This is a genomic window from Terriglobia bacterium (genome assembly GCA_032252755.1).
Lineage (GTDB): Bacteria > Acidobacteriota > Terriglobia > Terriglobales > Acidobacteriaceae > JAVUPY01.
The window spans coordinates 37,549-62,155 of record JAVUPY010000009.1 but is presented as its reverse complement, the minus strand read 5'-3'; the positions used below and the strand labels follow the sequence as shown (position 1 = coordinate 62,155).

General features: G+C 58.4%; 18 protein-coding genes. 7 read left to right on the top strand and 11 right to left on the bottom strand.

The window, feature by feature from the left end; all coding sequences use genetic code 11:
* Positions 1–162 precede the first annotated feature (162 nt).
* Positions 163–309, bottom strand: coding sequence for a PspC domain-containing protein (locus tag ROO76_01460; GenBank protein MDT8066811.1), 147 nt, complete (start codon positions 307–309; stop codon positions 163–165).
* A 17-nt stretch (positions 310–326) separates the two neighbouring features.
* Entirely contained in the window at positions 327–683 is a 357-nt protein-coding gene (locus ROO76_01455) for a metallopeptidase family protein (protein ID MDT8066810.1), read from the bottom strand.
* A gap of 114 nt (positions 684–797) precedes the next feature.
* Here ROO76_01455 and ROO76_01450 point away from each other — a divergent pair, with 114 nt between their 5' ends.
* Together ROO76_01450 and ROO76_01445 are read left to right on the top strand one after the other, a co-directional pair.
* Positions 798–998 carry a cold shock domain-containing protein gene (locus ROO76_01450; GenBank protein ID MDT8066809.1) on the top strand — a complete coding sequence of 67 codons (201 nt, stop codon included), beginning with the start codon at positions 798–800 and terminating at the stop codon, positions 996–998.
* Positions 999–1,745: 747 nt separating this feature from the next.
* A complete protein-coding gene (locus ROO76_01445) occupies positions 1,746–4,274 on the top strand; it encodes a glycogen debranching protein (GenBank protein ID MDT8066808.1) in 2,529 nt (842 codons plus the stop codon).
* Positions 4,275–4,298: 24 nt separating this feature from the next.
* Here the strand turns inward: ROO76_01445 and ROO76_01440 are convergent, their stop codons facing one another.
* Complete coding sequence (locus ROO76_01440; GenBank protein ID MDT8066807.1) at positions 4,299–5,582, bottom strand: hypothetical protein; 1,284 nt, start codon at positions 5,580–5,582, stop codon at positions 4,299–4,301.
* A 251-nt stretch (positions 5,583–5,833) separates the two neighbouring features.
* Between ROO76_01440 and ROO76_01435 the strand changes: the two genes are divergently transcribed.
* Positions 5,834–9,250: a TonB-dependent receptor gene (locus tag ROO76_01435; GenBank protein ID MDT8066806.1), complete on the top strand. Its 3,417-nt coding sequence runs from the start codon at positions 5,834–5,836 to the stop codon at positions 9,248–9,250.
* 298 nt (positions 9,251–9,548) lie between these two features.
* Here ROO76_01435 and ROO76_01430 read toward each other — a convergent pair whose 3' ends face one another.
* Positions 9,549–12,095, bottom strand: a complete 2,547-nt coding sequence (locus tag ROO76_01430) for a sulfatase-like hydrolase/transferase (protein MDT8066805.1) — start codon at positions 12,093–12,095, stop codon at positions 9,549–9,551.
* Positions 12,096–12,383: 288 nt separating this feature from the next.
* On the opposite strand from ROO76_01430, the gene ROO76_01425 reads away from it, so the two are divergent.
* The 3 genes from ROO76_01425 (at position 12,384) to nagA (ending at position 15,858) form a co-directional block, all read left to right on the top strand.
* Positions 12,384–13,487 (top strand): NAD(P)-dependent alcohol dehydrogenase, encoded by a 1,104-nt coding sequence (locus ROO76_01425; protein ID MDT8066804.1) that lies wholly within the window; start codon positions 12,384–12,386, stop codon positions 13,485–13,487.
* A 68-nt stretch (positions 13,488–13,555) separates the two neighbouring features.
* Positions 13,556–14,584, top strand: coding sequence for an AraC family transcriptional regulator ligand-binding domain-containing protein (locus ROO76_01420; GenBank protein ID MDT8066803.1), 1,029 nt, complete (start codon positions 13,556–13,558; stop codon positions 14,582–14,584).
* Positions 14,585–14,673: 89 nt separating this feature from the next.
* A complete protein-coding gene (gene nagA, locus ROO76_01415; protein ID MDT8066802.1) occupies positions 14,674–15,858 on the top strand; it encodes an N-acetylglucosamine-6-phosphate deacetylase in 1,185 nt (394 codons plus the stop codon).
* Between the two features lie 7 nt (positions 15,859–15,865).
* Here the strand turns inward: nagA and mgrA are convergent, their stop codons facing one another.
* Positions 15,866–16,861 (bottom strand): L-glyceraldehyde 3-phosphate reductase, encoded by a 996-nt coding sequence (mgrA, locus tag ROO76_01410; GenBank protein ID MDT8066801.1) that lies wholly within the window; start codon positions 16,859–16,861, stop codon positions 15,866–15,868.
* 251 nt (positions 16,862–17,112) lie between these two features.
* Between mgrA and ROO76_01405 the strand changes: the two genes are divergently transcribed.
* A complete protein-coding gene (locus ROO76_01405; GenBank protein ID MDT8066800.1) occupies positions 17,113–17,481 on the top strand; it encodes a hypothetical protein in 369 nt (122 codons plus the stop codon).
* Here ROO76_01405 and fahA read toward each other — a convergent pair whose 3' ends face one another.
* The 6 genes from fahA to ROO76_01375 form a co-directional block, all read right to left on the bottom strand.
* Positions 17,482–18,801, bottom strand: coding sequence for a fumarylacetoacetase (gene fahA / locus ROO76_01400; GenBank protein MDT8066799.1), 1,320 nt, complete (start codon positions 18,799–18,801; stop codon positions 17,482–17,484).
* Complete coding sequence (locus ROO76_01395) at positions 18,798–19,697, bottom strand: hypothetical protein (protein MDT8066798.1); 900 nt, start codon at positions 19,695–19,697, stop codon at positions 18,798–18,800. Before ROO76_01395 ends, fahA begins: the two co-directional genes overlap by 4 nt.
* 14 nt (positions 19,698–19,711) lie before the next feature.
* On the bottom strand, positions 19,712–21,028 hold the full coding sequence (gene hmgA, locus ROO76_01390; protein ID MDT8066797.1) for a homogentisate 1,2-dioxygenase: 1,317 nt from the start codon (positions 21,026–21,028) through the stop codon (positions 19,712–19,714).
* Between the two features lie 73 nt (positions 21,029–21,101).
* The gene (gene hppD / locus ROO76_01385; GenBank protein ID MDT8066796.1) at positions 21,102–22,187 is read right to left on the bottom strand and encodes a 4-hydroxyphenylpyruvate dioxygenase; all 1,086 of its coding nucleotides are present in this window, start codon (positions 22,185–22,187) and stop codon (positions 21,102–21,104) included.
* Positions 22,188–22,280: 93 nt separating this feature from the next.
* Positions 22,281–24,218 (bottom strand): ATP-dependent DNA helicase RecQ, encoded by a 1,938-nt coding sequence (locus tag ROO76_01380; protein ID MDT8066795.1) that lies wholly within the window; start codon positions 24,216–24,218, stop codon positions 22,281–22,283.
* Between the two features lie 98 nt (positions 24,219–24,316).
* Entirely contained in the window at positions 24,317–24,568 is a 252-nt protein-coding gene (locus ROO76_01375) for a hypothetical protein (protein ID MDT8066794.1), read from the bottom strand.
* Positions 24,569–24,607: the final 39 nt, after the last annotated feature.

The following is a 24,607-nucleotide window of genomic DNA, read 5'->3' as shown; positions in this document are numbered from 1 at the left end:
AGCGATTTATAAGGACCGACACGCGCGGATCATCATCAAGGCCCGGAGAGCGAGTCTCCACTAAAGGCCGGATACATTTACGCAGACTGTCCCTTCCGCCCAACTTCACCCCTCTTGCAGTCCGGCGGCGGACCATACATTCACTCTAAGTCCGGTGGTTTTCTAAGCTTCATTTGGCATAACAACCCAGAGGAAGACGTAGGCGAGTCCTCCAGTCCCGGCGAACAAGAAGAGCAGTAGCCACACAATCCGGACGAGAGTGACATTCCACCCAAAGTGCTGCGTCATGCCTAGACATACACCCGCGATCCGACGAAGCGAGGCCCCTAAACATCTTTCAGTTGGTTCTCGTCCATTCCAAAGTAGTGACCTAGCTCATGGATTACCGTCCGGCGTATTTGCTCCCGGATTTCTGCCTCACTAGAACACACAGCCTCAATATTCTTCTGATAGAGCACGACGTAATCGGGCCCGGTCGGCAAGTCGAAAACGCTCTTCTTAGTCGTTGGCACGCCGTGGAAGAGTCCCAGAAGCAACCGCCTTGGCCTCTTGGGCTGAGGTCGTGGCTGATCGTGGGGTAGGTCCTCTACTAGGACGGCGACATTCCGGATGCGATCACGAAACTCCTGCGGCAGAGAGTCGAGCACCTCCTCTACCACCTTCGCGAATCGTTCACGCTCCATGCATTGAGTATTTCAGAATGCGGCCCTTCAGGAAACCACGAGCCACCAAGCCGCTACTCGATTTGCTTGCTGAATGCTAAAGTACTGGGCACACCGGTCACTTGGGAGATAGATATGCAAGGTGCAGTTAAGTGGTTCAACGACTCGAAGGGTTTCGGCTTTATCACACCTGACGGCGGTGGCAAGGATGTCTTCGTACACCACACTTCGATCTCCGGGGAGGGTTTTCGGTCATTAGGCGAAGGTGACCGGGTGGAGTTTGAAACCGAGCAGGGACAAAAGGGGCCCCAAGCAAAGAACGTCAAGAAGATCTGAGACGCACCGGCTCTCCCTAACTTCAGCTTCAGCCGATCGCCGCATTGAAGCACCTGCTTTATTCGCGAGGGTGTTGAGGGTATTTGCGCTAACAACTGCTCTTGCTGCAATTACAGCAAATCCCTGCATAAAAGTTCGGCATTCCCTGTTACGGGGACAGAAATTCCCTGCATAGAATCCACCGAGAAATTCGAGCATTATCTAAGCCATTGATAATCGGAGGTGTTGGAGCGAGCTCTTGCCTCGAAATGATGAAATTGTCGTCAACGTTCCCTGTAAATTTCGCTGTTAGCAGGGAGAGAGCGGTTCGCAGCAGACTGCTCCCTCCGCCAGTCTCTTTTACTCTCATCGGCAATAACATCTGGGGCGATCAGTCTCGACGGTGCACCCTTGCTGAGGTGACGTTTAATTGCCTCCTTCACTTTTCCGCGGTACCACCAGACGCTCGATGTCGTGCTCGCCACCACCTTACTGGATATGGGCGGTGTAACCAGCGCGCTCGCTCAGGCCCTCCATGGCTGGCGACGCAGACCATCGCAACCTTCGCGCGCAGTCATTCGAGCGGGAACTGCGCGAGCGGGGGTGAGGATTCAGTTCGAATTCGCAAATGCTTCGGCCTTCTGCTGACTGAAATCTTGCCTGACTGCGAAGACGGGAGGGATGCCGTCGCAGCTCGGTGTTGCATGGAGGCTGTATCTGCTAGAGTGAGTTACTGCCTCGATCTGCTCCGAAGGGTGACAAAGAAGAATGACCACTTTCCGGGTGCCGCCAGGCTGGTGCCTGGCGACTTTCATTTTCCTGCTATGCGTTTCGACTCTGTCTCTGGCGCAAGCTGCACCGCGACCGTTGCCGAAATTTCCATTGTCGAAAACTGCGATGGAGATCGTCCGCCCCGCGCAGCCCAACCAGCCTTTCACCGTCGTGGGCGAGCGTGGGGGCATTTTCGGCCAGCAGGACGGCACGTTCGAGCTGTGGGATTTTCCTGTGAAGGTGTTGCGGAATTTCCATATCACGGCGGAACTGGCCGATTATCCCGTTCCCATCGACCTGAACCAGCAGGCAGCCGTTGTGCAGGTCGAACCGGACCTCACCACCATCACCTACGCTCACGCTGCAATCACAGTGAAGCAACACATGTTCGCCGTGCGCGGCCCCGACGCCGCCGCGGGAGTGGTTGTGCTGTTCGAGATTCACGCCGTCCGTCCTGCCGACATCACCTTCTCGTTCGACCCTGTGTTGCAGCGCGAATGGCCGGCACCGAATTTCGGGCGCCCTTCCGCATCATGGAATGATTTTGACGGCATTGGCGGGTACCTGTTGAGCACCGATAACCCAAAATTCTTTGCCGCGCTCGTCATGCCCGGCGCGCAACCCGGAATACTGCCACCCTATCAGGAGAAGCCGAAGTATTTCCCCCTGCAGTTCAAATTGCATTTCGATCCGAAAACCGAAAGCAACTTCTATTTTCCTCTGTTCGCAGTCGTCTCCGATGGATCACAACCGGAGGGACCGGCCGCTATCGCGGCACTCGGAAAGCGGGTAGCGCAGTTCTACTCCGGCATCGCGCAGGCGTACCAAATGACGGAGAATTACTACAGCCACTTCTTCGATGACAAACTGACCGTCAGCACACCGGATCCGCAATTCGACAACGCGCTGCGCTGGGCCGAAATTTCTATCGACCAGATGCAGGTCAAGCATGGCTCCGGAAAGGGGCTCGCCGCCGGCTGGTTCAGCTCAGGCGACTCTGCCCGGCCGGGCTTCGGGTGGTTTTTCGGCCGCGACACGCTCTGGTCCCTGTACGCCATCGATAGCTACGGCGACTTCGGTCTCGCCAGGAACGCACTGGAATTCCTGATGAACCGGCAACGAGCCGACGGCAAAATGATGCACGAGTACGCGCAAACCGCGGACCTGGTGGACTGGTCCGCGCTGCCTTACGAGTACGCCTCCGCGGATGCCACGCCCCTGTTCTTGATGGCGATGGACGACTACGTCCAGGCGAGCGGTGATGTCACCTTCTTGCGCCAACATTGGGACAACGTGCGCCGCGCTTACGCGTTCATGCGCGGTCACGATTCCGATAGTGATGGCATCTACGACAACAGCGCGGGGACGGGCTGGGTTGAATCCTGGCCGCCGGGCATGCCGCATCAGGAGATGTATCTGGCATCGCTGGATGAGCAGGCGGAAAACGCGCTGGCTCACATGGCAAGGCTGTTGGGCGACAGGTCGCTCGCACAAGAGGCCGAGCAGCAGGCATCGTTGGTGCGCAGCAAACTGCCGGAGTATCTCAAGGACGGCTTTTACGCATTCAGCCGCAATGCCAACGGGAGCTTCGATACCACAGCGACGATTTTTCCGTCGGTGGCATGGTGGTCGGGGACGCTGAAGCTGCCCGGTTCTGACAAGATGTTCGAGCGCTGGGCCTCTGACGAATTCTCGACCGACTGGGGGACGCGTTCGGTGTCGGACGGGAGCAAGATCTACGATCCGATCAGCTACCACCAGGGATCGGTATGGCCGCTGTTTACGGGGTGGGTGTCGCTGGCCGAGTATCGTGCCGGCCATTCGCTGTCCGCCTACGCACACCTGATGCAAAACCTCGACCTGACATGGGCGCAGGACCAGGGAGCAGTGACGGAATTGCTTTCGGGCCGGTTTTTTCAGCCCCTCGGACGCAGTACTGCACACCAGATGTGGTCTTCGGCGATGGTAATCTCTCCTTCGGTGCGCGGATTATTCGGTATTGAGGCGGACGTCCCCAACCATGTGCTGCGAGTCTCCCCGCAAATTCCCGCTGCATGGGACGGCGCCTCGCTGCACAACGTGCCGTTTGGCCCGAACCACCTCGATGTTGATATCGTCCGGAAGGGAACGAACCTAGTGGTGACGGTACATTCACAGATCCCAATACCACTGTGTCTCGTGACCGGCGGCACTTCTACCGCAAAGTGCGAGGCCAAACCAAGCGGTACGCAGGTAGCGAATATTCCTCTGCCCGAACTTGAGGTGGGCATATCTCCCCGGTTACCGCTGGCGGGATCCGAGACGACCGAGATGAAGGTTCTGGATCAGCGCTATTCGTCGCGATCGTTGGCCATTACTTTGGAAGCGCCCGCCTCGAACACTCAACATCTGAACCTGAGAATTAACAACGCGCGACTGAAGAAGGTTACGGTGGAAGGTGGGGAACGGAAAGGGGACCATCTTGTCGTCCAGTTCCCCGCCGGGTCGGGCTATGTGCAGCGCGTTGTCACGCTAAGTTGGCGGTAATTGCGGCACGCTGGTAGCGCCACCTCATTGATTTATCGCTACCAGTTCTGTAGCCACCGGGACATCCTGCTCTATCTTTACGCGCAGCACCGCCTCAAAGGGCCCGATCTCGGCGGCGGGAGGCAGGTGAAGCGCCTGCAGCAGTTCCGAGAGGGAGTTCGGTTGGCATACGAAATCGACCGCCGCCTCGGTACCGATCGTCGTCGTACCCGCCAGCAGCAGGGTCGAGTGTTGCTCATTGATGCCCCGTGTCAGTGAAATGACAGCGTAATCGACACTTAGGGGCCGGTTCGGGGGGCTGGGAAGAAACATCCGTGGTTGACCAGGAGATGGGGCAACGTCCGCGATGCCCAAATCGCCCTTCCGGACACCCGATGCCACCCGCTGGAAAATGAACTTGGCCCTGGTGCCGAGTTGTACCAGCGCAGGGTCTTCCGCGGGCGAGCCGATAAAGATGAGATTGCTGTTCTGCGCGTCATCGAGAGTGAACAAGTGGGCCCGCTTTGCGCGGAACGTTCGTCCCAGGCGCAGGAAGAGGCGGTCCAGGTCGAGAACACCGAGCACCTCGCCAACGCCGGTGTAATGCTCGGTCACCGGTTCGTCCCCAATTTTCGTGCCCGGCTGGAAGTAGCGCATGCCCGTCTCCGGTCGGCCGACGAACTCGGCATTGCTGAAGACGACCCAAGGCTCCTCGGAGCCATTAATGAATGGCTTCCAGAACTGTCGCTCGACTTCGGGAGCCGATTGCAGCGAGGGCAGGGGGGTGGCTGGCGCCAGCGATCGTCCGCCTTCCATCCGGCGCACGAAGATTACCGCCACGGCAAGACATAGCACCAGCACGGTGGCCGCGATTTGTCTCCACGGGCGAAGCGATCTATGCGTGCTCGCCTGGTCCCGTGCATCGGCCTGGTTCGGATCGGCAGGGGCATGGTCCAGGACGGCCGTTAAACTCGGTCGCCGCCTGAAGGTAACCGCATACCCGCCTTTCGGAATCTCCACCAAGATGGGATCGTCGGCCCCTTCGGTTTCGTAATACTGCGCCAGCTTCACACGGAGTCGCCGCACCTGCACCCGCACGGTGGCATCGGTCTGTGGATCGAACTCCGAGTGCCGCCCGAAAACTTCAGTCGCGAGCTGGTACTCCTTTACGTGTTCGTTTGGTTGCTGGAGGGTATGGTCCGAGAGATAGCGCAGGAGATTTCTTAAAGTTTCGGCCCCTTGTAGCGTCTGGCTGGCCAAAAGCCGAACGACTTCCTGCGAAAACTCGTCTTCGGGAACCGGATCACCTGTTTTAACTGCCGTTAACATTCCCAGCGGAGCACCCCTAAGTGGCTGACCTGTCGAAGAAAAGACGTCATTAACGTTTCGGCTACGGAAAGAAACTCCACGCTGTGACCGACCCGGAGTCAAAGTGAAGCTGGATCGACAGGCCCTTGCGGAAAGTAGTTGGGAGTGTACGCCATTGAGCGGCGTCTAGCAAACCCGCCCCGTTGCTAATTGGGGCTGAAACTCCAAAGAACGTATTGGCCTGCTGCGACCCATCACTTTGAGGGGAAGAAATGACCGTGTTTCAGTTGTCCGCCGACCCCGCCGGGTCTCGAAAGTTGTTCCTAGCCGTAAGCTTGCTTCTCGCGTTTTTCTTGTTCATCGTGCCAGGGCCAGCCGTGGCCCAGTCCACCTTCGGTAGTATCGTCGGGACGGTAAAGGATCCCTCGGGCGGCGTGGTACCAAACGCCACAGTCACCTTGACCGACGTGGGCACCTCGGCCACCCGCACGGCGCAGACCAACGGCCAAGGCTCCTATGCCTTCGTAAACGTGCAACCGGCGCACTACAACCTTTCGGTGCAGTCCAAGGGCTTTGCCACCCAGACCTTCACCGACCTGGTGCTGCAGTCACGGGAAGTGAAGCGCGTGGATGCCAAGCTCAAGGTGGGCTCGGAAGCGACGTCCGTTACGGTCCGGGGCACCTCGGTCGGAGTGGTGACAACCGATCAATCATCAATTGCCGAGACCAAAACTGGAAAGGCGCTCGTAGACCTCCCGGTTGCAATCTATTCGCGTTCCACGGGTTCGACCAGCGCCTACTCGACGCTGACAACTCAACCCGGCGTTCAGACCGACAATAACAACAGCCTCGTGATTGCCGGATCGACGCCCACGCTCCAGTCCTTCACGCTGGATGGCATCAGCACGCTGAACATCGAGTACGGCGGTCCCACCACCGAACTGTTCCCGTCGTTCAACTCCATCGCCGAGATTCGCGTCGGTGAGAGCAACAATAACGCCGAGTTCAGCGGCGTGACGGATGTAACCACCACGTCCCGCAGCGGCACCAACCAGTTCCACGGCGGGCTCTTCGACAATGAAGAGAACTCCGCTCTCAATGCCGGGAACCCGTTCACTCTCAGCAAGCCTTCGATCCACATGCACAATTTCGGAGCCTATCTGGGCGGGCCCGTGGCCATTCCTCATCTCTATGATGGCCACAATAAAACGTTCTTCTTCGCCAGCTACGAGGGTCTTCGTCTTCCCAAGGAAGAACCTTTCCTGGTCAGCGTGCCGTCAAACGCAATGCGGCAGGGGGATCTCTGTTCCTATCTCGCGGCGCAGGGAGTAGCGCAGGTGTATCAGCCGAACGGTACGCCGATCCCCTGCAACAACGTGCCCATCTCACCCACGTCGGCGAACGCCTTGAACGCTCTTTTCCCGACACCGAATTTCGGCCCGGCAGACGCCTACCAGAACAACTACCAGGAAAACGTTGCAACGCCCATTTCCAGCAACCAGGGCGATCTCCGAGTGGACCAGTACCTGACCAGCAAGCAAAACGTGTTCGTCCGGTACACCTACAAGAGGATGGATTCGAGCATGTCGCCGCTGTCTGTGGGGTCGCCGATGCTCGGCACGGTCTCGACACCCCAGACCGTCTCCGGATTGACTGCTGCGCACAACTGGGTGATCAGGCCGAACCTTCTCAACGAGTTTCGCGCTGGCTTCAGTTCGTCCGATAACCAGACCCAGTTCAACGCCAACCCCGCGGCGCTGGTCAGCGCGATTGGTATCGAGGGCCTGCCGCAGGTTCCCAATTTCGCAACGGCGCCTAACTTCATGATCAACGGTTTTGTGAGTACGGGTGGCGGGAATGCCAGCGAGCAGAAGAACAAGACCCTCGAATTCATCGATAACCTGAGTTGGACCCATCACCAGCACAATTTCAAGTTCGGGTTCCAGTTCAACCGCCTCCGCTACCAGGATGGAAACGTTTTCGGCGGCGCGACCCTGGGCGGGTACAGTTACGATCTTTCTTCCCCTGTCGGCCAGCAGATCGGCGATCCATACGCAGCATTCCTGCTTGGATACCCGGACGCGGTCACTCTGGCGCAAGTTAGCGACCCGGGCATGATCGGCATCGGCCACTCGTATGCTTTCTATGCCCAGGATGACTGGAAAGCCACCAACAACCTCACCATCGATATCGGGCTGCGTTACGAACTCCACCCTCCGCTTTCAGCACAGAATCACAACACCGCTGCCTTCCTGCCGGATTACTCCTCTGTCGTGAACGGGCAGGTAGTCAATGGGGCGGTGGTCGTTCCCGACAAGGTTGGTTTGGGGCTGACCGAGCCCGGGTTTGCGCAATCGATCTATCCCACGCCTATCCTTATGGCACAGCAGGCCGGAATCCCGAGTTCTCTGCGCTTCACCAACAAGACCGATTTCGGCCCACGAATCGGGTTCGCCTGGCGCTTATTTGGCAACGACAGCACCGTTCTCCGCGGCGGCTATGGAAGGTTCGTCGCGATTCCGCTCGGGTTTTCGTCCTATACCGGATGGGCCGTGAGCACCAGTTACATCGCTACGTACCCGAACGATTTCAACGGCAGCGGCCAGCCTCAGTTGTCCTTCCCGTCGCCGTTCCCATCGAACCTGTTCGTCCCGGGCCTGGCAAACTTCTTTGACGTCTTCCCCCTGCACTACCAAGATCCGACGGTGCAGGAGTGGAACTTGACGTTGGAGAGGAATATCGGACATGACATAGGCGTGAGACTGACCTACATGGGCAATCACGGCAGCCACCTTGATTCGCAGCAGGACCTGAACCAGGTGCCGCCGAACACAGTGGGTTACAACGCAGTGGCCGACCAGCGTCCCTATCCCTCGTGGGGCATCCTTGACTGCGTTTGCAATTACGCCGTCAGCAACTACAACAGTTTCACCGCGGAGGTCAGCAAGCGCTTCTCGCGCGGCTTCCAGTTCGACAGCAGCTACGTTTTGACAAAGGACTTATCGGATGCCCAGGGCGGCAATCCCAGCAACATAGTGGGCGCCGGCGGGGCGATGGAGACCAGTCGCTTCAACCCGGGCCTCGATTACGGCAATGTCTCCTACGACCGTCGCCACCGCTTTCTGACGACGTTTCTTTACGACTTGCCGTTCGGGCAGAAGCAGCGCTTCCTCTCCTCCAGCAGCGCCTTCGTAAACAGGATTGTCAGTGGATGGGAGTTCGGTGGATTGTTGCTGTTCCAGAGCGGGCCGTTCTTGACGCCGTACGAGGGCACCACCGACCCCGCGGGCACCGGCATTCTCAATGTGCTGGGCGTAACGCGCACCGATATCAACACCAGTGTTTCACCGTACATGTCGGGATCGAGCGGCGGCGTGCCGATGTGGCTGAACCCTGCGGCCTTCCCAATCCCCGGAAACAATATAGGACGTTTCGGCAATGCGCCTGTGGGAGCGGTTACCGGCCCGGGAACGCAGTCGGTTTCGCTGTCGCTGCTGAAGACGTTCATGGTCTCGGAGCGGCTGCGCTTCCAGTTCGGTGCCCAGGCTGCGAACGCCTTCAATCACCGCAACTACGACGTTCCCAACGTGCAGGTGGACTCGGGCGCCTTCGGCAGCATCAGCGGTCTGCAAACCGCAGAAGGAGCGGGGCCGCGCATGATCATGCTCACTGGCCGCATTACCTTCTGAGTGAGTCCATCCATGGAACCGGCCACCCCTGCGGTGGCCGGTTTCTGTTTCTGATTACAATCATTCCGTCAACTCGCCGCATCGTGGAGGTCACCGAAAGCCGCATTGGGAATGCATCCGCCGCATGCACTGGCCGTCGACCCTTTGCTGCTCCCCTGGGCACTCTCTCCCTAACGGGCGGAGACAACGTTCGGGGCCGGTGTGCCCGGCTCCGCGCACCCACACGCGGTTAGGCGCCTGACCAGTTCCGATTTCTGTTACAACTGCAGGATTCGCGACAGGTCGAGGGTCCGTCGCCTCAGTGCATCAGCCAATCCATAAAGGTGGGTGCGTGGTATTTGTACTGGTATAGCCTGGCAATTGCCTCTACGTCGTCGCGAACGATCTTCTGATCGGCAGCGAGTATCTTGTCGTTCACACGATTGATGCCGCCTTCGGGATCGTTCCTCAGATTGAAATATTGATTCGTCCCACGGTCCGCATTAGCAACGAACAGGCTCTTCCCGTTCTTGCCCAGGATACCGTAGATAGGGCCGTAGCTGGAGGCGACGAGATAGTTGTCCCGCTGGTATTCTTCGGCCTCTTCTTTAGTTTTCGTAAATAGAGGCCGCCCGAAGCGCGGGTCGTTCACGATGGGTCCGTGTCCGAGCAAATAGTAGAGCGTTGGCGTGACGTCGATATTGAACGCCACCTGGTTGGGATCGTTGTAATAGCGCTTCTTCATCTGCTCGGGCAAGTGGATGATCAATGGGATTCGCAGCACGTCTGGATCGACTTCCATTGCGTGACCCTGGTGACCGAACTCCCCGAAAGAATCTCCGTGATCCGAGGTCAGGATGATGATGCTGTTGTCATACAGGCCCGAGGCCTTTAAATAGCGAACGAAACCCCCGAAGCAACCGTCCATCCGCTGCAGTTCCGAAGCGGTCGTGGCCCTGAAACCCGGATATGCTTTCTTGGGCTGGCGGTCCGGAGGCAGTTCCGACAGCGTGACCGTGTGGATGTTCTTCGCCATCGTGAACATGAATATCGGCTGGTTCGGGTCCGCACGCCGGCTGATTTTCGACTCCGCTTCACTCAGGGTCGAGCAGAAGTCCACCTGCGTCCATCGCTTCACGTTTTCGTCCAGGCGCACTAAGTCCGGCGTGGGCTGGAGGATTACCTGCAACACTGGAATGTCAACGGTGATGAAGCGTTGGTATCCGTCCACGTCCAGCAGCTTTTCAAGGCTGTCAACGTTGTGAAACGGCTGCAGGTAGGTCTTGTGCAGCAACATGGTTCCCGACCAGATCGCCGGCTCCGATAACGTTGTTCCGGCGTAGCGTGTGAACGAGTTCCGCAGTACCACGCTGTCGGCGGCGAACTTTCCGATTTCCGGAGTGAAGGTCACGGCCGGGTTATAGGCGGAGACGTAGTCCTGGCGCAGGCTGTCGACCACGAAAAGAAAGATATTGGGCTTCTTGCCCTGCGCGGGCTTCAATTCCTTCGTGAGCTGTATATCCACCGCGGTAGCCCTGGCCGTGGGCGGTAAGTTGGTTTGCGTGAGCAGATATTTGCAGAGATCGTCGCAAGGCTTTGACTTGTGCCAAGACCACAGTTCCTGGATTACGCGGTACGAGGCGTCCACGCTCAGGTGCTTGCTCAGTGCACCTTGCATTCCCTTTCCCGAGGTCGGCCGCGACGCTCCAGTTGCATCCTTCAACGCAAAGACATATAGCAATGGACTACAAACAAGCACCGCAACCAACACTGCTGTGGGATAAGGTCGAGGCGAACGCATTCTTCGCCACAGAAACGCGGCAGTGAATGCAATCGCCCAGAGCACGAGCGTGCAGGTCTTCTGAAGAAGGTAATTCCAGTCCATCATGTCGATGAATACCGGCACGATGTACGCACAGGCAACGAGAATGGCGGCCACTGCAATCGCGAGCCGCGACCTGTTCACGTTAACCAGCACCCCTCCACGCATCCGCACGAATTGCACGAAGAGGAGGAGTAATGACCCGCCCAGCATCAGCAGAGAAAGAGCGAATGCCGCCGAATAAATCTGCGACGCCAGCGAGTAAAAGGGCACTGAATCGAGAATGACGTTCTGAACGATCCGTTGCAAAACAACCCAGACAATCAGGTTGCGCAAGAAAAACCGCAATCTCGCGCGCCGTGCAGAATTCCGAAAGAGCGACTCGGGAAGGTTGAAGAGGCTCAACAGGAAGGCGCAGAACAAAACGTGGGCGAAGATTGCGAAAATCCACGCCCCGATATCGAAAGCTTCAATGCGAAAAGCCGTGCTGGCCTGCAGCGATCGCAGGATACCCACGCCCGGAAAAACAATCGCTATCGCAGTCGCCAGCAATAATGGAGCGGCGAATTCCAGCCGCTGTGGCGGCCCCTGGTTTGACTCCTCGATGGATTTCCAATGTGCAAGCCGGTCCAGCAGGCCCAGGAATACTATCGGAAACAGCAGGACCATGGCCCAGATGAAGCTACGCGAATCGTTCTGGATCTCCGCAAATGGTCGAACAAATATAAAGAACAGAGCCGCTCCAACCTGTAAAGCCGTAAATTCGATTAGCAATCGTCGGAGATGCCGCTTATCCGTCTCAAGAAACAGCGTAATGCACAGTACCAGCGCCACCGAACTGAAAAGCGACGGTTGGTGATCGATAAGCCAGGGAAGCCACGCCTGGAATGGCGCTCTTATATACGAGTAATAAATATCCGGAAGATAAGCGAGCAGGCAGTAACTCGACAGCAACAGCATCAGCCCGCAGTACAGCATCCGTATGGTTGCGGAGAACCACACGGGGACCTTGAAGGTTGAGGAATGGCCGTCAGCGCTCTTCATCGTTAGATCGGAGTTATCGAACCGATATGTTAGTTGTTAACGTAGCGGTCAACAAATAACGAAAGTCACTCCCGAACCTCGTACCAACAGGTTCGTTTGTCCGTTATTCTCGAACTGGCTCGTGAATTCCTCCAGGAAGCGCGCCATTATGGCGGTCGCCAGCCCCTGCAAGCCTCTCTCGTTCCTGCTAGCATTGTCGTGTCCTGCAAGTACATTGGCGCGACCTGCTAGTGAAGGAATCCTCCCGGTTGTTTACCCTGAATTTCGTGCGAAAGGAGAGGTACGGACATGAGTGTCACACCTGCTATCACCCCGGAGCGGGCAGCATCCCGAAAAACATATACGGCAAAGGCGTTCGCCGCGCACAGCGCAAGTTCCGCGCTTGCCCCCCATAACGTTGAGCGGCGCGAACCGCTGCCGACCGATGTCCAGATCCAGGTTCTGTACTGCGGAGTTTGCCACTCGGACCTGCATACGGTACGCAACGAGTGGGAAGCCATGATGCCGACGGTTTATCCATGCGTTCCCGGTCATGAGATCGTCGGCCGCGTCACGAAGGTCGGCACCGCTGTCAAGAAATTCAGGGAAGGCGATATCGCCGCTGTCGGCTGCCTGGTCGACTCGGATCGCGTCTGCGAGAACTGCCGCGCCGGCGAAGAGCAGTTCTGCCTTGGCGGTGCCACGTTCACCTACAACGCGGAAGACAAGCACCTCGGCGGCGTCACCTACGGCGGATACTCCGACAGCATCGTAGTTGACGAAGCCTTTACGCTGCGCGTCTCCGATAAGCTGAACCTCGCGGCCGCGGCGCCGCTTCTGTGTGCCGGAATAACAACTTATTCGCCGCTGCGGCATTGGAATGTCAGCAAGGGACAGAAGGTCGGCATCGTCGGCCTTGGCGGCTTGGGACATATGGGCGTAAAGTTCGCCAATGCCTTTGGCGCCGACGTCGTCCTGTTCACGACCTCCCCTGGCAAGACGCAGGATGCGCTTCGGCTTGGCGCTCATGAAGTCGTGATCTCGAAGGATTCACAGGAGATGCTAAAGCACGCCGGCAGCTTCGACTTCATTCTCGACACGGTTTCCGCCCCGCACGACCTGAATGCCTATCTCAACCTGCTGAAGCGAGACGGAACTATGACCCTTGTCGGCGCCCCGCCCCAGCCAACACCCGTGGCGGGATTCAACCTGATTTTCGGCCGGCGCAGCCTCGCCGGGTCGCTCATAGGTGGGCTGCCGCAAACGCAGGAGATGCTCGACTTCTGTGCCGAGAACAACATTACCTGCGACATCGAGATGATTCCCATTCAGAAGATCAACGAAGCTTACGAGCGAATGCTTAAAAGCGACGTGAAGTACCGTTTCGTCATCGATATGGCATCACTGAAGTAGGCGCCGGTTCGGTGAACTGAATAGCTTTCATGGCGCCGGGAATTTCCGGCGCCCGCGTTTTCAGAACTATGAGCAATCGCTTTCGTGTCTCCGCCGCTATTCCCCGCAAGCTCGAGGATCTGGGCCTTTCTCCTGCACAGGTTCTCTCCCGGGCAAGTCTGCCTCTGGGTCTTCTCAAGCAGGAGAAGATGCTGCTGACTACGGAAGAACTCTTCGCGTTCTATTCCGCGATTGCCGAAGTGGGCCATGATCCCGCCATCGGCCTCAAACTTGGTGTGGCGGATCGCATCGAGCGTTACGATCCGATTGCTATTGCAGCGCTGTGTACGCGCTCGTTTCGCGATGCCCTCGCCCGTATCGCGCGCTACAAGCAGATCACCTGTCCGGAAAGCATCGACGTAGTCGAGCAAGGCGACGAGAGCCGCGTTCAATTCAACTTCCTGCTCGCGCAGGCGGAAGAACCGGCCATATTGATTGACGTCTGTTTCGCGTGGCTGCTTTCACTGGCCCGGCGCGGCATGGGCAAACAAATCAATCCGGTTCGCGTTGAATTCCGCCATTTTTCAACTTGCCAAGAAACCTATGAGCAGCATTTCCAGGCTCCGGTGCGCTTCGGGTCGCCGCAGAACGCTCTCATTTTCAGCAAGACCGATCTCGATAAGCCATTCGTGACGCACAATGCCGACCTGCTTGCGGCCGTGGCACCACAGTTGGAAACGGAACTGTCACAGCGGCTCTTACAGAAAACGATCGCTGAAGAGGTGAAGGCCGCTCTGAAGCGCCTTCTAGCCGGACAGCGCCCCGGGATCGCTGCTGTGGCCCGCGACCTGCGCATGAGCACAAGAACTTTGCAGAGACGCTTGACCGAGGATGGGGTGACGTTCCAGCAACTTATGCAGGAGGCGCGCCGCGAGCTCGCTCACCACTATCTCCTGCACACGAGCTTTGAACTGAACGAGACGGCGTACCTGCTCGGTTATGAGGATGCCAACTCATTCTTCCGTGCATTCCAGGCTTGGGAGGGCACTACTCCGGGACAATGGCGTGCCGCCAACAGCGTTCGCGCCATGCTGCGCGCCGCCGCTCGAACCGCCTGAAACTCCCACGCGCGATTGACGAACCGAGTCACAGCAGTTAATGTTGCCCTCGGCGAGCGTGTGCCGAATACCGCGACAGGGAAACCCTATTGATCACCGCTATCACCGCTGCCGAACTGCTGTCCTCCACCGGACAAATCTCATCGCCCGTGATTCTCGTCGAGGACGGAGTGATCACGAAACTCGGCCCCGCCAGCGCTGTCGAAATCCCCGGCAACGCTGCACTCCGAGAATTCTCCGGCGCAGTGCTCGCACCCGGCTTCATCGACATTCACATCCACGGTTCCGCCGGTTATGACGTCATGCAGGGCGACCAGAAGGGTCTGGAAAAGATGGCCTCGTTCCTGGCCCAGCGCGGTGTAACTTCGTTTCTCGCGACCACGGTCACCGCGGAAACCCCGGTTCTCCTCGCTTCCATCGAGCGTCTCGCGGAGCAGATCCACAACTGGCATTCGGAGACCGCTGCGGCGGTGCCGTTCGGAATCCACATGGAAGGTCCGTGGATCAGCAAGGCTCGTTGCGGTGTGCATCCCACGTCGGCCATCGAGAACCCTACGCTCGAGATGTTCGACCGCTACTATCGCGCGGCGAATGGTCATCTTCGCTTGATCACCATCGCTCCGGAGCTTCCCGGCGCCACTGAGTTGATTCGGGAGGCCGTGAAACGTGGAGTTCGCATCTCGCTCGGGCACACCGACGGGTTGCAAAAAGATGCTGACGCCGCGATCGAAGCTGGCGCCACACACGCGACCCACACATTCAACGCCATGCGCCCGCTCAATCATCGCGAACCCGGTGTCGTGGGGCGCGTCCTTGCGAGCGAGGCGATGAGCGCGGAAATCATCGCGGACGGAATCCACGTTGATCAAACCGTGGTTGAACTCTTCCTGCGCTGCAAAGGCGTTGAAAGGTCTGTTCTGGTGACCGACGCGATCAGCGCGTCCGGGATGCCTGACGGCAAATACAAATTAGGGACGTTCGAGGTGACAGTTCAGGGCTCTCGCTGCGAATTCGGTGGCAAACTCGCGGGCAGCGTCCTGACACTGGAAGGCGCGGTTCAAAATGTCATGCGCTTCTCAGGCTGGGGAATCGAAGACGCGGTCCGGCTGGTCACTGCGAACCCCGCCCGCGTCATCGGAGAGTCAGGGCGCGGGGCACTGACCGCCGGAAACCGAGCAGACATCACCGTGCTCTCTCGCAAGGGCGAGGTCATCGAGTGCTTCGCCGCCGGAATTCCGGCTATCGGAAAGTCGGGCACTCACGCAGCGAGTTAAGTACCCGCTAAGTTCGCCCGGCGATCTGATCAATTTTCGCTAGTTCTTCTTCCGAGAAACCCAGGTTGTTGATCGCGGCAACATTCTGCTCGATCTGCTCGACCCGGCTCGCGCCGATCAGGGCGCTCGCCATTACGTCCTGTCGCAGAACCCACGCCAGCGCCATCTGCGCCAGTCCTTGGCCTCTTTGCCGCGCGATCTCGCCCAACGCGCGGACCTGTGCCATTCGCTGCTCGGTCACGTCCTTCGCGTTCAGGAAAGGGCTGCTGGTCTTCGCCGCGCGCGAATCCGCCGGAATGCCCTTCAGATAACGATCCGTGAGCAATCCTTGCGCCAGCGGGGTAAATGCGATGCCACCGACTCCGTCACGGCGCAGTTCATCAAACAGTCCCGCTTCGGGCGTGCGGACGAACATCGAATACTTCATCTGGTGAATGATGAACGGCGTCCGCAAGGTACGCAGGATCTTCGCCGCCTCGGCGGTCTGCTCCGGGCTGTAATTCGAGACTCCGGCGTAGAGCGCCTTGCCCGAGCGCACCGCCTGGTCCAGCGCGAGCATCGTCTCTTCGAGCGGCGTCTCCGGATCGGGCCGGTGCGAGTAAAAGATATCGACGTAGTCGAGCCCCATCCGCTTCAGGCTCTGGTCAAGACTCGCCAGCAGGTACTTGCGAGATCCCCATTCGCCATAAGGTCCCGGCCACATCAGGTAGCCAGCCTTGGTGGAAATGATCAGTTCATCGCGATACTCCGCGAAATCCATTCGCAGCGCCCGCCCGAAGTTCTCCTCTGCCGACCCCGGCGGCGGCCCATAATTGTTGGCTAAATCGAGATGGGTAATTCCGAGGTCGAATGCGCACCGCAGCATCGCCCGGCAGTTCTCCAGCGTATCGACGCCACCGAAGTTGTGCCAAAGCCCAAGAGAGATCAGGGGAAGCTTGAGGCCGCTGCGTCCGCAAAGGCGATACTGCATGGAGTCGTAACGGTTGCCATGGGCCACGTACACGGAAGTTGCTCCACGCCGGAGTTCCGACGGACCACACTAACAGAGGCGGTTGCGCGACTCAATTTCGTAAATCTATTTGCAAGCTTCGCTACTCCAGAGCCGGCACTCCTGTTCTAATCACGCGCCAACTTCTGCCACGCGCCAAGGCTACGACCTTCGTGGGACCTGCGCTTCCATCGTGGGATGGTAGGTTTCAACAGCAAGGGCAGAATAGATGTAGCGATTCTTGCCGCTGCCCTATGACGGTCCCCATGCCCGATATCCAACGTAAGCTGCTTCTCTTTGCCGAGGACAAGGATGTCGCGGAGTTGTCGGCGTTCGGACTGCGCATGCGGGGCGGCTGGGAACCGGTGGTCGCCACCTCGGCCTCGCAGGCCACTGCACTGGCGCGTCAGGAGAAGGTTGCGGTCATTGCTCTCATCGTTGTCCAGCCAAGCCCGAAGGTGGCGCGGACAATTTCCAAGCTCCTAACGCTTTGCTCCGAACTCGGCATTCCCCTCTTCGGAATCACGCCCGATCCCGCGGTTCGCGAAGAGTTCACGTTGCTCGGAGTGCAAGCATGTTGCACGCCATTCGATCCGATCGGGATGTGGTCCAACCTTCCGGCTACTGCCTGCTGATTACTTCGCCGGCAGTACCTCGCCCCTGCATTCCCCAAAACCAATTCTCGGGTATCCTTCTCGCTCGCAAAACCCGGCAAAGATCACCTCGTCGCCGTCTTCCAGGAACTTTCGTGTTTCTCCGGTCGGCAACTCGATTGGCTCAGCCCCGCGCCACGTCAACTCCAGTAGGCATCCGCGCGAGTCTTTTGTGCGACCTGAAACCGTTCCGCTGGCCAATAGATCCCCCGGCCGCAGGTTGCAACCATTGCTGGCGTGATGCGCAATCATCTGGGAAACCGTCCAGTACATATCGCGGAACGATCCGCGGCTCAACGGCACGGCCTTGTCGCCCTTGTCGCGCATCTTCGCCGTTCGCAGCCGAACCTCGAGCGTGATATCGAACGCGCCTTCGAGCTGGTCTTCTTCCGAGAGCAGGTACGGGAGCGGCGCAGGATCTGATTCGTCACGCTTCAAAGCCGGCCACCGAAAGGGCTCCAGCGCCTCGGCCGTAACAACCCATGGCGAGATCGATGTCACGAAATTCTTCGCAAGAAACGGTCCAAGCGGCTGGTACTCCCAACTCTGCACGTCTCGCGCCGACCAGTCATTTACGAGACAGAATCCGAAGACCTTCTGGCTGGCCGAATCAATCGGTATCGACGAGCCCAGCATGTTTCCGCCACCAACGAACACGCCCATCTCCAACTCATAATCCAGCGCCTTGCTCGGTCCGAACGTTGGCGGTTGCTGAGGATCGGGCCGTGTTTGCCCGGAAGGTCTGAACACAGGCGTTCCGCTGACCACGATCGACGACGCGCGCCCGTGATACCCGATCGGGATGTACTTGTAATTCGGCAGCAGAGGACTGTCTGGCCGGAACATGCTGCCGACGTTGGTCGCGTGAAAAATTGACGCGTAGAAATCCGTGTAGTCACCGATGACTGCGGGCATGAGCATCTCGACCGAGGCCATCGGAACCAGATGTCGCGAGAGTCGCTGCCGAAATCCCGCCGGAGCGTCGCTTCGCAGTAACTGGTTCAATCGCCGCCGCAGCGCCGACCATTGCTCCTGGTTCAACGACATCAGTTCGTTCAGACTCTCCGCCATGCAGGACTGGGCGGCGCGACTGGAGTCTCCGTCAAAGAAGCCTTCCATCTCCGCCCCAGCCATGTCGAGAATCACATCCCCGATGGCTACGCCAATGCGCGGCGCCTCGGTACTGGCAATATGGCGGAAGACTCCAAATGGCAGGTTTTGAATAGGAAAATCTGTCCCCGCGCGATTGGCCGATTCAATCCAGGACTTCGCGCTAGGGTCGTGCGTTTCGTTCAGGTTCATAAGAAATTGAGTGCGATAAGATCGCTGATCGGTTCTTCAAATGAGCACGATCCAAAAGAGGCAGCCAGCGCGCGCGACTCCAGCAGGCGCGCTTGCGACAGGCGGTGCCCGCACCATGTGACCGCATCCTCGTCGAAACCGAAATGCGCCGGATCGTCATCCAGCAGTAGAGCTTCCAGATCTTTTGCCGCAACACCATCGAGCAGGAATGCCGCCGCGAGGAAAACGTTCAGGAAGCCGTGCATGGTTCCGCTTGGCCCGTCTTTTTCATACGTCAGCGGCTTCATGCAGCGTACCGGATGATGCAATCCCGCCGTAGCCTTGAAAGCCACGTTTTCTGTCACGCATGCTTCGAGGAAGCGGAGGACCTGCTGCTCGGTTGGGAACATCTCCGGCGTCAAGCCACCGGTACGAACTTTTGCCCGCGCATGTGCCTCACCGATAGCTTTTACCAGTTCGTCCGGATCGCCGCCGCTCGGGACCTCGAAATAGACGAGAATGTGCTCCGGAACTTGCGCCTTCAGTTGGCGAACCGCGGCGGGATCGGAAGCCTTTGCCTCTATCGTGTCGATCAACGCGGAGTGCCGATGACGCCCATTGAAATCGGCAATGCACGCAAGGTCTTCTGCCGCCGTCTGGCCGATCAGCGCGCTGAGGTGCCATATCTCGCGACCGGGCGTGAAGTATTTTTCGAATTCTTCCAATCGTGCCGCGGGAACTACAAACCTGCCGAGCGCCCACGCGTGCCGCCCGCTCTTGTAGCGGGCATAGTTTGCGACTGCGTCCTCCATCTTGAGGCCCGCTGGCGGAAACAGCCCTGCGTAATCGATGAGCGAATGCAGCAGAATGTGCAGCGAATGCTTCACTCCGCCATGACGCACACCAACGGTTTCCATCGATTTGGCTCCGCTCAGCGCTTGTTGGGATCGAAATGCTTTTTCAGCGGCTGCCAGCACTCGAAGTATTCATGCTGCAGTTCCGCCGTGTCCATCGCGAACTTCGTGGGACGGCACACGAACCGCGTCTCGAACATGAAGGCCAGCGTCTCGCCGAAGAACTGCGGTTTCAACTCGGCATTCGACGCTCGCTCGAAACTGGTCGCGTCCGGGCCGTGCCCGCTCATGCAATTGTGCAGGCTCGCGCCACCCGGCAGGAAGCCCTCAGCCTTCGCATCGTATTCGCCATAGATCAGTCCCATGAACTCGTTCATGAAGTTGCGATGGAACCAGGGTGGCCGGAACGTGTGCTCTGCGACCATCCAGCGTGGCGGGAATACCACAAAATCGAAGTTTGCCGTGCCAGGGATCTCCGACGCAGACGTCAGCACCGTGTAGATCGAAGGGTCCGGATGATCGAAGGTGACCGAGTTGATGCAGTTGAACCGCGCCAAATCGTACTTGTAAGGGGCGTAGTTCCCGTGCCACGCCACCACGTTCAGCGGAGAATGGTTGTACTCCGCCTCCCAGAAATTCCCAAGGAACTTCGAGACGACCCGGAAATCCCCTTCGCGATCTTCATAGCTCGCTACCGGCGTCAGGAAATCTCTCGGGTTGGCCAAACCGTTTGCGCCGATCGGCCCCAGGTCCGGCAATCGCAGCAGCGCACCGAAGTTCTCGCAGATATAGCCGCGTGCCTGCTCTTCTTTCAATTCAACCCGAAACTTGATCCCGCGCTGGATGACGACGATCTCACCCGGCTTGGCGTCAATCCGGCCGAACTCGGTGTGAAGTACCACTTCACCCAGTTGCGGCACAATCAGCAACTCGCCATCAGCGCTGTAGAAGAACCGGTCCATCATCGACTGGTTGCACGCGTAGATGTGAATAGCAACGCCGCTGTGCATGCTCGAATCGCCGTTTCCGGCGATCGTGATCAAGCCGTCGACGAAATCTTTCTTCTCTTTCGGAATCGCGAACGGACTCCAGCGCAATTGATTAGGAGTCGTTGTAACTTCATCGAACGGCGTTCCCCGTATCAGTCCGCGATCGATCTGCCGGTACGGCTTGTGCATCACCGAAGGCCGTATGCGGTATGCCCAGGTTCGCCGGTTCGTCGCCCGCGGCGCCGTAAACGGCGTCCCGCTCATCTGCTCGGCGTAGAGTCCGTATGGACACTTCTGCGGCGAGTTCTGCCCTTCCGGCAGAGCGCCCGGCAGCGCCTCGGTCGCAAACTCACTGCCGAAACCGCTGTTGTACTTGAACTGCTCCGCCCTGGTTGTCGTCGCCATCAAGGCTCCTTGTGAACAAACCACAATACCCGTGCCCCGCATCCGCCGCAGGTCAACAAATGTGCGTCCCACCCTACAGATTGCCTCGTTTTGCCTGCTCCAACTCCAGTGCTTCGAACAGAGCCTTGAAATTCCCTTTGCCGAAGCCGCGACTGCCCTTGCGCTGAATGATTTCGAAGAACACCGTCGGACGGTCTTCCACGGGCTTGCTGAAGATCTGCAACAGGTATCCTTCCTGGTCCTTATCGACGAGGATGCCAAGCCGCTTGATCTCATCCATCGGCTCTTCGAGTTTGCCGACGCGATCCTGCAACGCCTCATAGTAGCTGTCAGGAACCCGCAGGAACTCGACCCCGTTCTGCTTCAACCGATCGACCGTATACAGCACGTCCTTGCACTGCAACGCCACGTGTTGAACGCCCGGTCCGCCGTAGGCCTCCAGGTATTCGTCGATCTGGCTCTTGCGCCTACCCGGCGCCGGCTCGTTGATGGGGAACTTGACCGAGTAGGAATCATCCGACATTACGATCGACATAAGCGCACTGTATTCCGTCGAGATATCCTTGTCGTCGAAGCTGATGTAGCGATGGAAACCGAAGATGTTCTTGTAGAAATCAGCCCACTCGTTCATCTTCCCGATCTCGACGTTCCCCACCATGTGATCGACTCGCAGGATTCCGACTTCCTCTCCCGGAACCTCGGCCAACTGGTATCCCGGCAGAAACGGACCGGCATAGTCCTTGAACGAGATCATTGAGTGAATCGTGTCGCCGTAGGTATGCACCGCCGCTCGCCGAATTGTCCCAAACTCATCCTTCAGGTCATGCGGCTCAACGGCCGCCTTTGCGCCCCGCCGCACCGCCTCGGCAAATGCAAAATCCGCATCTTCGACGTGCAGGCAAATGTCTTTTACCCCGTCACCGTGCCTCTTGATGTGCTCGGCAATTGGACCGTCGGCCGTAAGCGGCGTGGTGAGAACAAACGTAGTCTTGTTCTGCTGCAAGACATACGACGACTCGGTCCGGCAGCCGGTCTCTAATCCCTTGTAGGCGACTTGAGAGAACCCGAATCCCTTGCGATAAAAATAGGCCGCCTGCTTGGCATTGCCGACCCAGAATTCGACGTGATTGATCTTCTTCAGTTTTAGGGGGTTTTCCATCTCCTCACTCCACTTTACATATTGTAAACGTGAGGCCGGATACGAACCAATGCCTCTGATAATGAGGCCGGGAGAGACTCGGATGGTGAGAGATTATTCTTCGGCGATGGCGGCCAGCACCGCGCCGCCATAATCAGCAAGCTTTTTTGGACCTATGCCGGGAATGCTCCGCAGGGCCTCAATGCTGGCGGGTTTCCGCGCCGCCAGTTCCTTCAGCACGCTGTCGTGAAAGATGCAGAACGCAGCGATGCCACGCTGCTTCGCCACCCCTGACCGCCAGACCCGAAGCCGCTTGAAACAGGCCTCGAAGTCCGCAACCGACTGGTGCCCGATTCCAGCCTCCGTCGCTACGGCAAGACTGTTTGTTCGCCCGGACTTCCGCTCTTTCGATCCTCCGATCGCGTGATCTTCCGATAATTTCGGGGGTGGCGTCGGATGCAGATTCACCAGTTCCTGCCCGGTCTCCGTGAGTTTCAACACCGGACGAGGAAATCCATTTCCGACATCCTGTTGCCGAAGATGTCCCGCTCGTATCATCCACTGGAATGCTGCTTCAATTTCGTCGCCGCGAGTGCCGCGAAGTGCACCGAAGCAGCGGAACCTGCTGTTTGCGCGCACTTGTTCGGTCTTCCCGGGAATGCCGCGGAGCACATCGGCGACCACCCCTCTCCCCCTGGCTGCCTTGGCCTCTTCCATCTCCTTTACGGCATGGAGAATATGCATCTGCATCACCATTGGGGGTTCTTCGATGCGCCGCGGCTGAAATGCCGGTGTCCCCGCCGCCCGCGGCGACCGTCTCTCGGCTTCGCACACGTCGCACCTACAATCCCGAATCTCGGCCGAGTCCCCGAAGTATTCCAGTATCTGCCGACGTCGGCACGACGGTTTGCTGGCATAGTCCACCATTTTCCAGAGCTTCGTTGTCGCGTGCTGACGCAAAGTCTCCAGTGTCACGGCGTCGAGTTGGGGGTTGTTCTCTCCCATCTTCTCGATAAAGAATTCCTGCGTGCGCCGATCGCGCGCGAGGTAAAGCAAGCGACACTCCGCCGGAGCCCCATCGCGACCCGCTCGTCCCGCCTCCTGGTAGTAAGCCTCCACGCTTCCCGGCAGGTTGCAGTGCAGCACGAAACGAAGGTCCGGCTTATTGATGCCCATTCCGAACGCATTGGTCGCGACTGCGACCGCCTCGCTCGCCTTCATGAATAGGTTTTGGCTATTCTGCCGCTCCGGCAACTCCATGCCCGCGTGATAGCCGACTACGACTTTTCCTGGCAACCGCTCCTGCAGAAGCGCGCAAACCGCTTCCGTCTTTTTCCGCGTCGAGCAGTAAACGATCCCGCTCCCGGCGTGACTCTTCACGAACCCAACGAGCGCGGCGTCTTTGGCAGCGTCGCTTTCAAAATATTGGCAGGTGTACTTCAAGTTCGGACGATCGAACCCCGTGACGTGCACCCGCGGCGTTCGTAGTGCCAGCCGTTCCACTATGTCTTTGCGTACCTGCGGCGTCGCCGTGGCGGTCACCGCAAAGCAGATCGGACTGCCCATCGCCGCCCGAGCCTCGGCCAGTCGCATGTAATCCGGACGGAAATCATGTCCCCACGAACTGATGCAATGCGCCTCGTCAATGACGAACAGCTGCGGTCGTAGCCTCTGCACCTGTGCCTGGAACAGCGGCGAAGCAAATCGCTCCGGAGCGATGTAGAGCAATCCCCGAAATCCGGTCGCAAGTTGCCGCGCAATTGCCCTCTGCTCCTGCGGAGGCTGCGTGCTGTTCAGCACCAGCGCCGGAATGCCCAACTGCTTCAGTTGCCGCGCCTGGTCGGCCATCAGTGAAATCAGCGGCGAGACAACAATTGTCAGGCCGCCGCGCACCACCGCCGGAAGTTGGAAGCAGAGACTTTTGCCCGCTCCCGTAGGCATCACGCAAAGCGTGTCGTGCCCGGCGAGTACATCATCAATAATCTCGCGCTGACGGGGACGAAAATCGATCAGCCGAAAATTCTCGCGAAGACTCTGCAGCAGGGGATCCATGGCACCAACTTCACTCTAACGGGAAGATGATCTCCATGGCGTGAAAAAGTGGGTGGTGAGAACAAAAATGGGAAAAATGCGGCGCCGTGAAAACCGGTTCACTTTATAGCGTCGGCCAAGGGAAGCGAGCACTCCGGAAAATTCGCAAACACCGGCGTCCTGCGTTCAACGTCTCGCTTGTGCTTCGCGTGCAACCAGATGAGCACCGCAACGCCGATCATTTCCGTGGGCCCAGTCGGTGGTAGAACCTGGAACAGGTGGCGTGCGTCATGGCAAAGAGCCGAGACGAACCACACACTGGCGGCTCCCGCCAACAGACTCGCGATCCATTCTTCCCGGCGGTAGGACATCGAAAAGCTCTCCGGAACTCAGGCACGATTCTAGGGGAG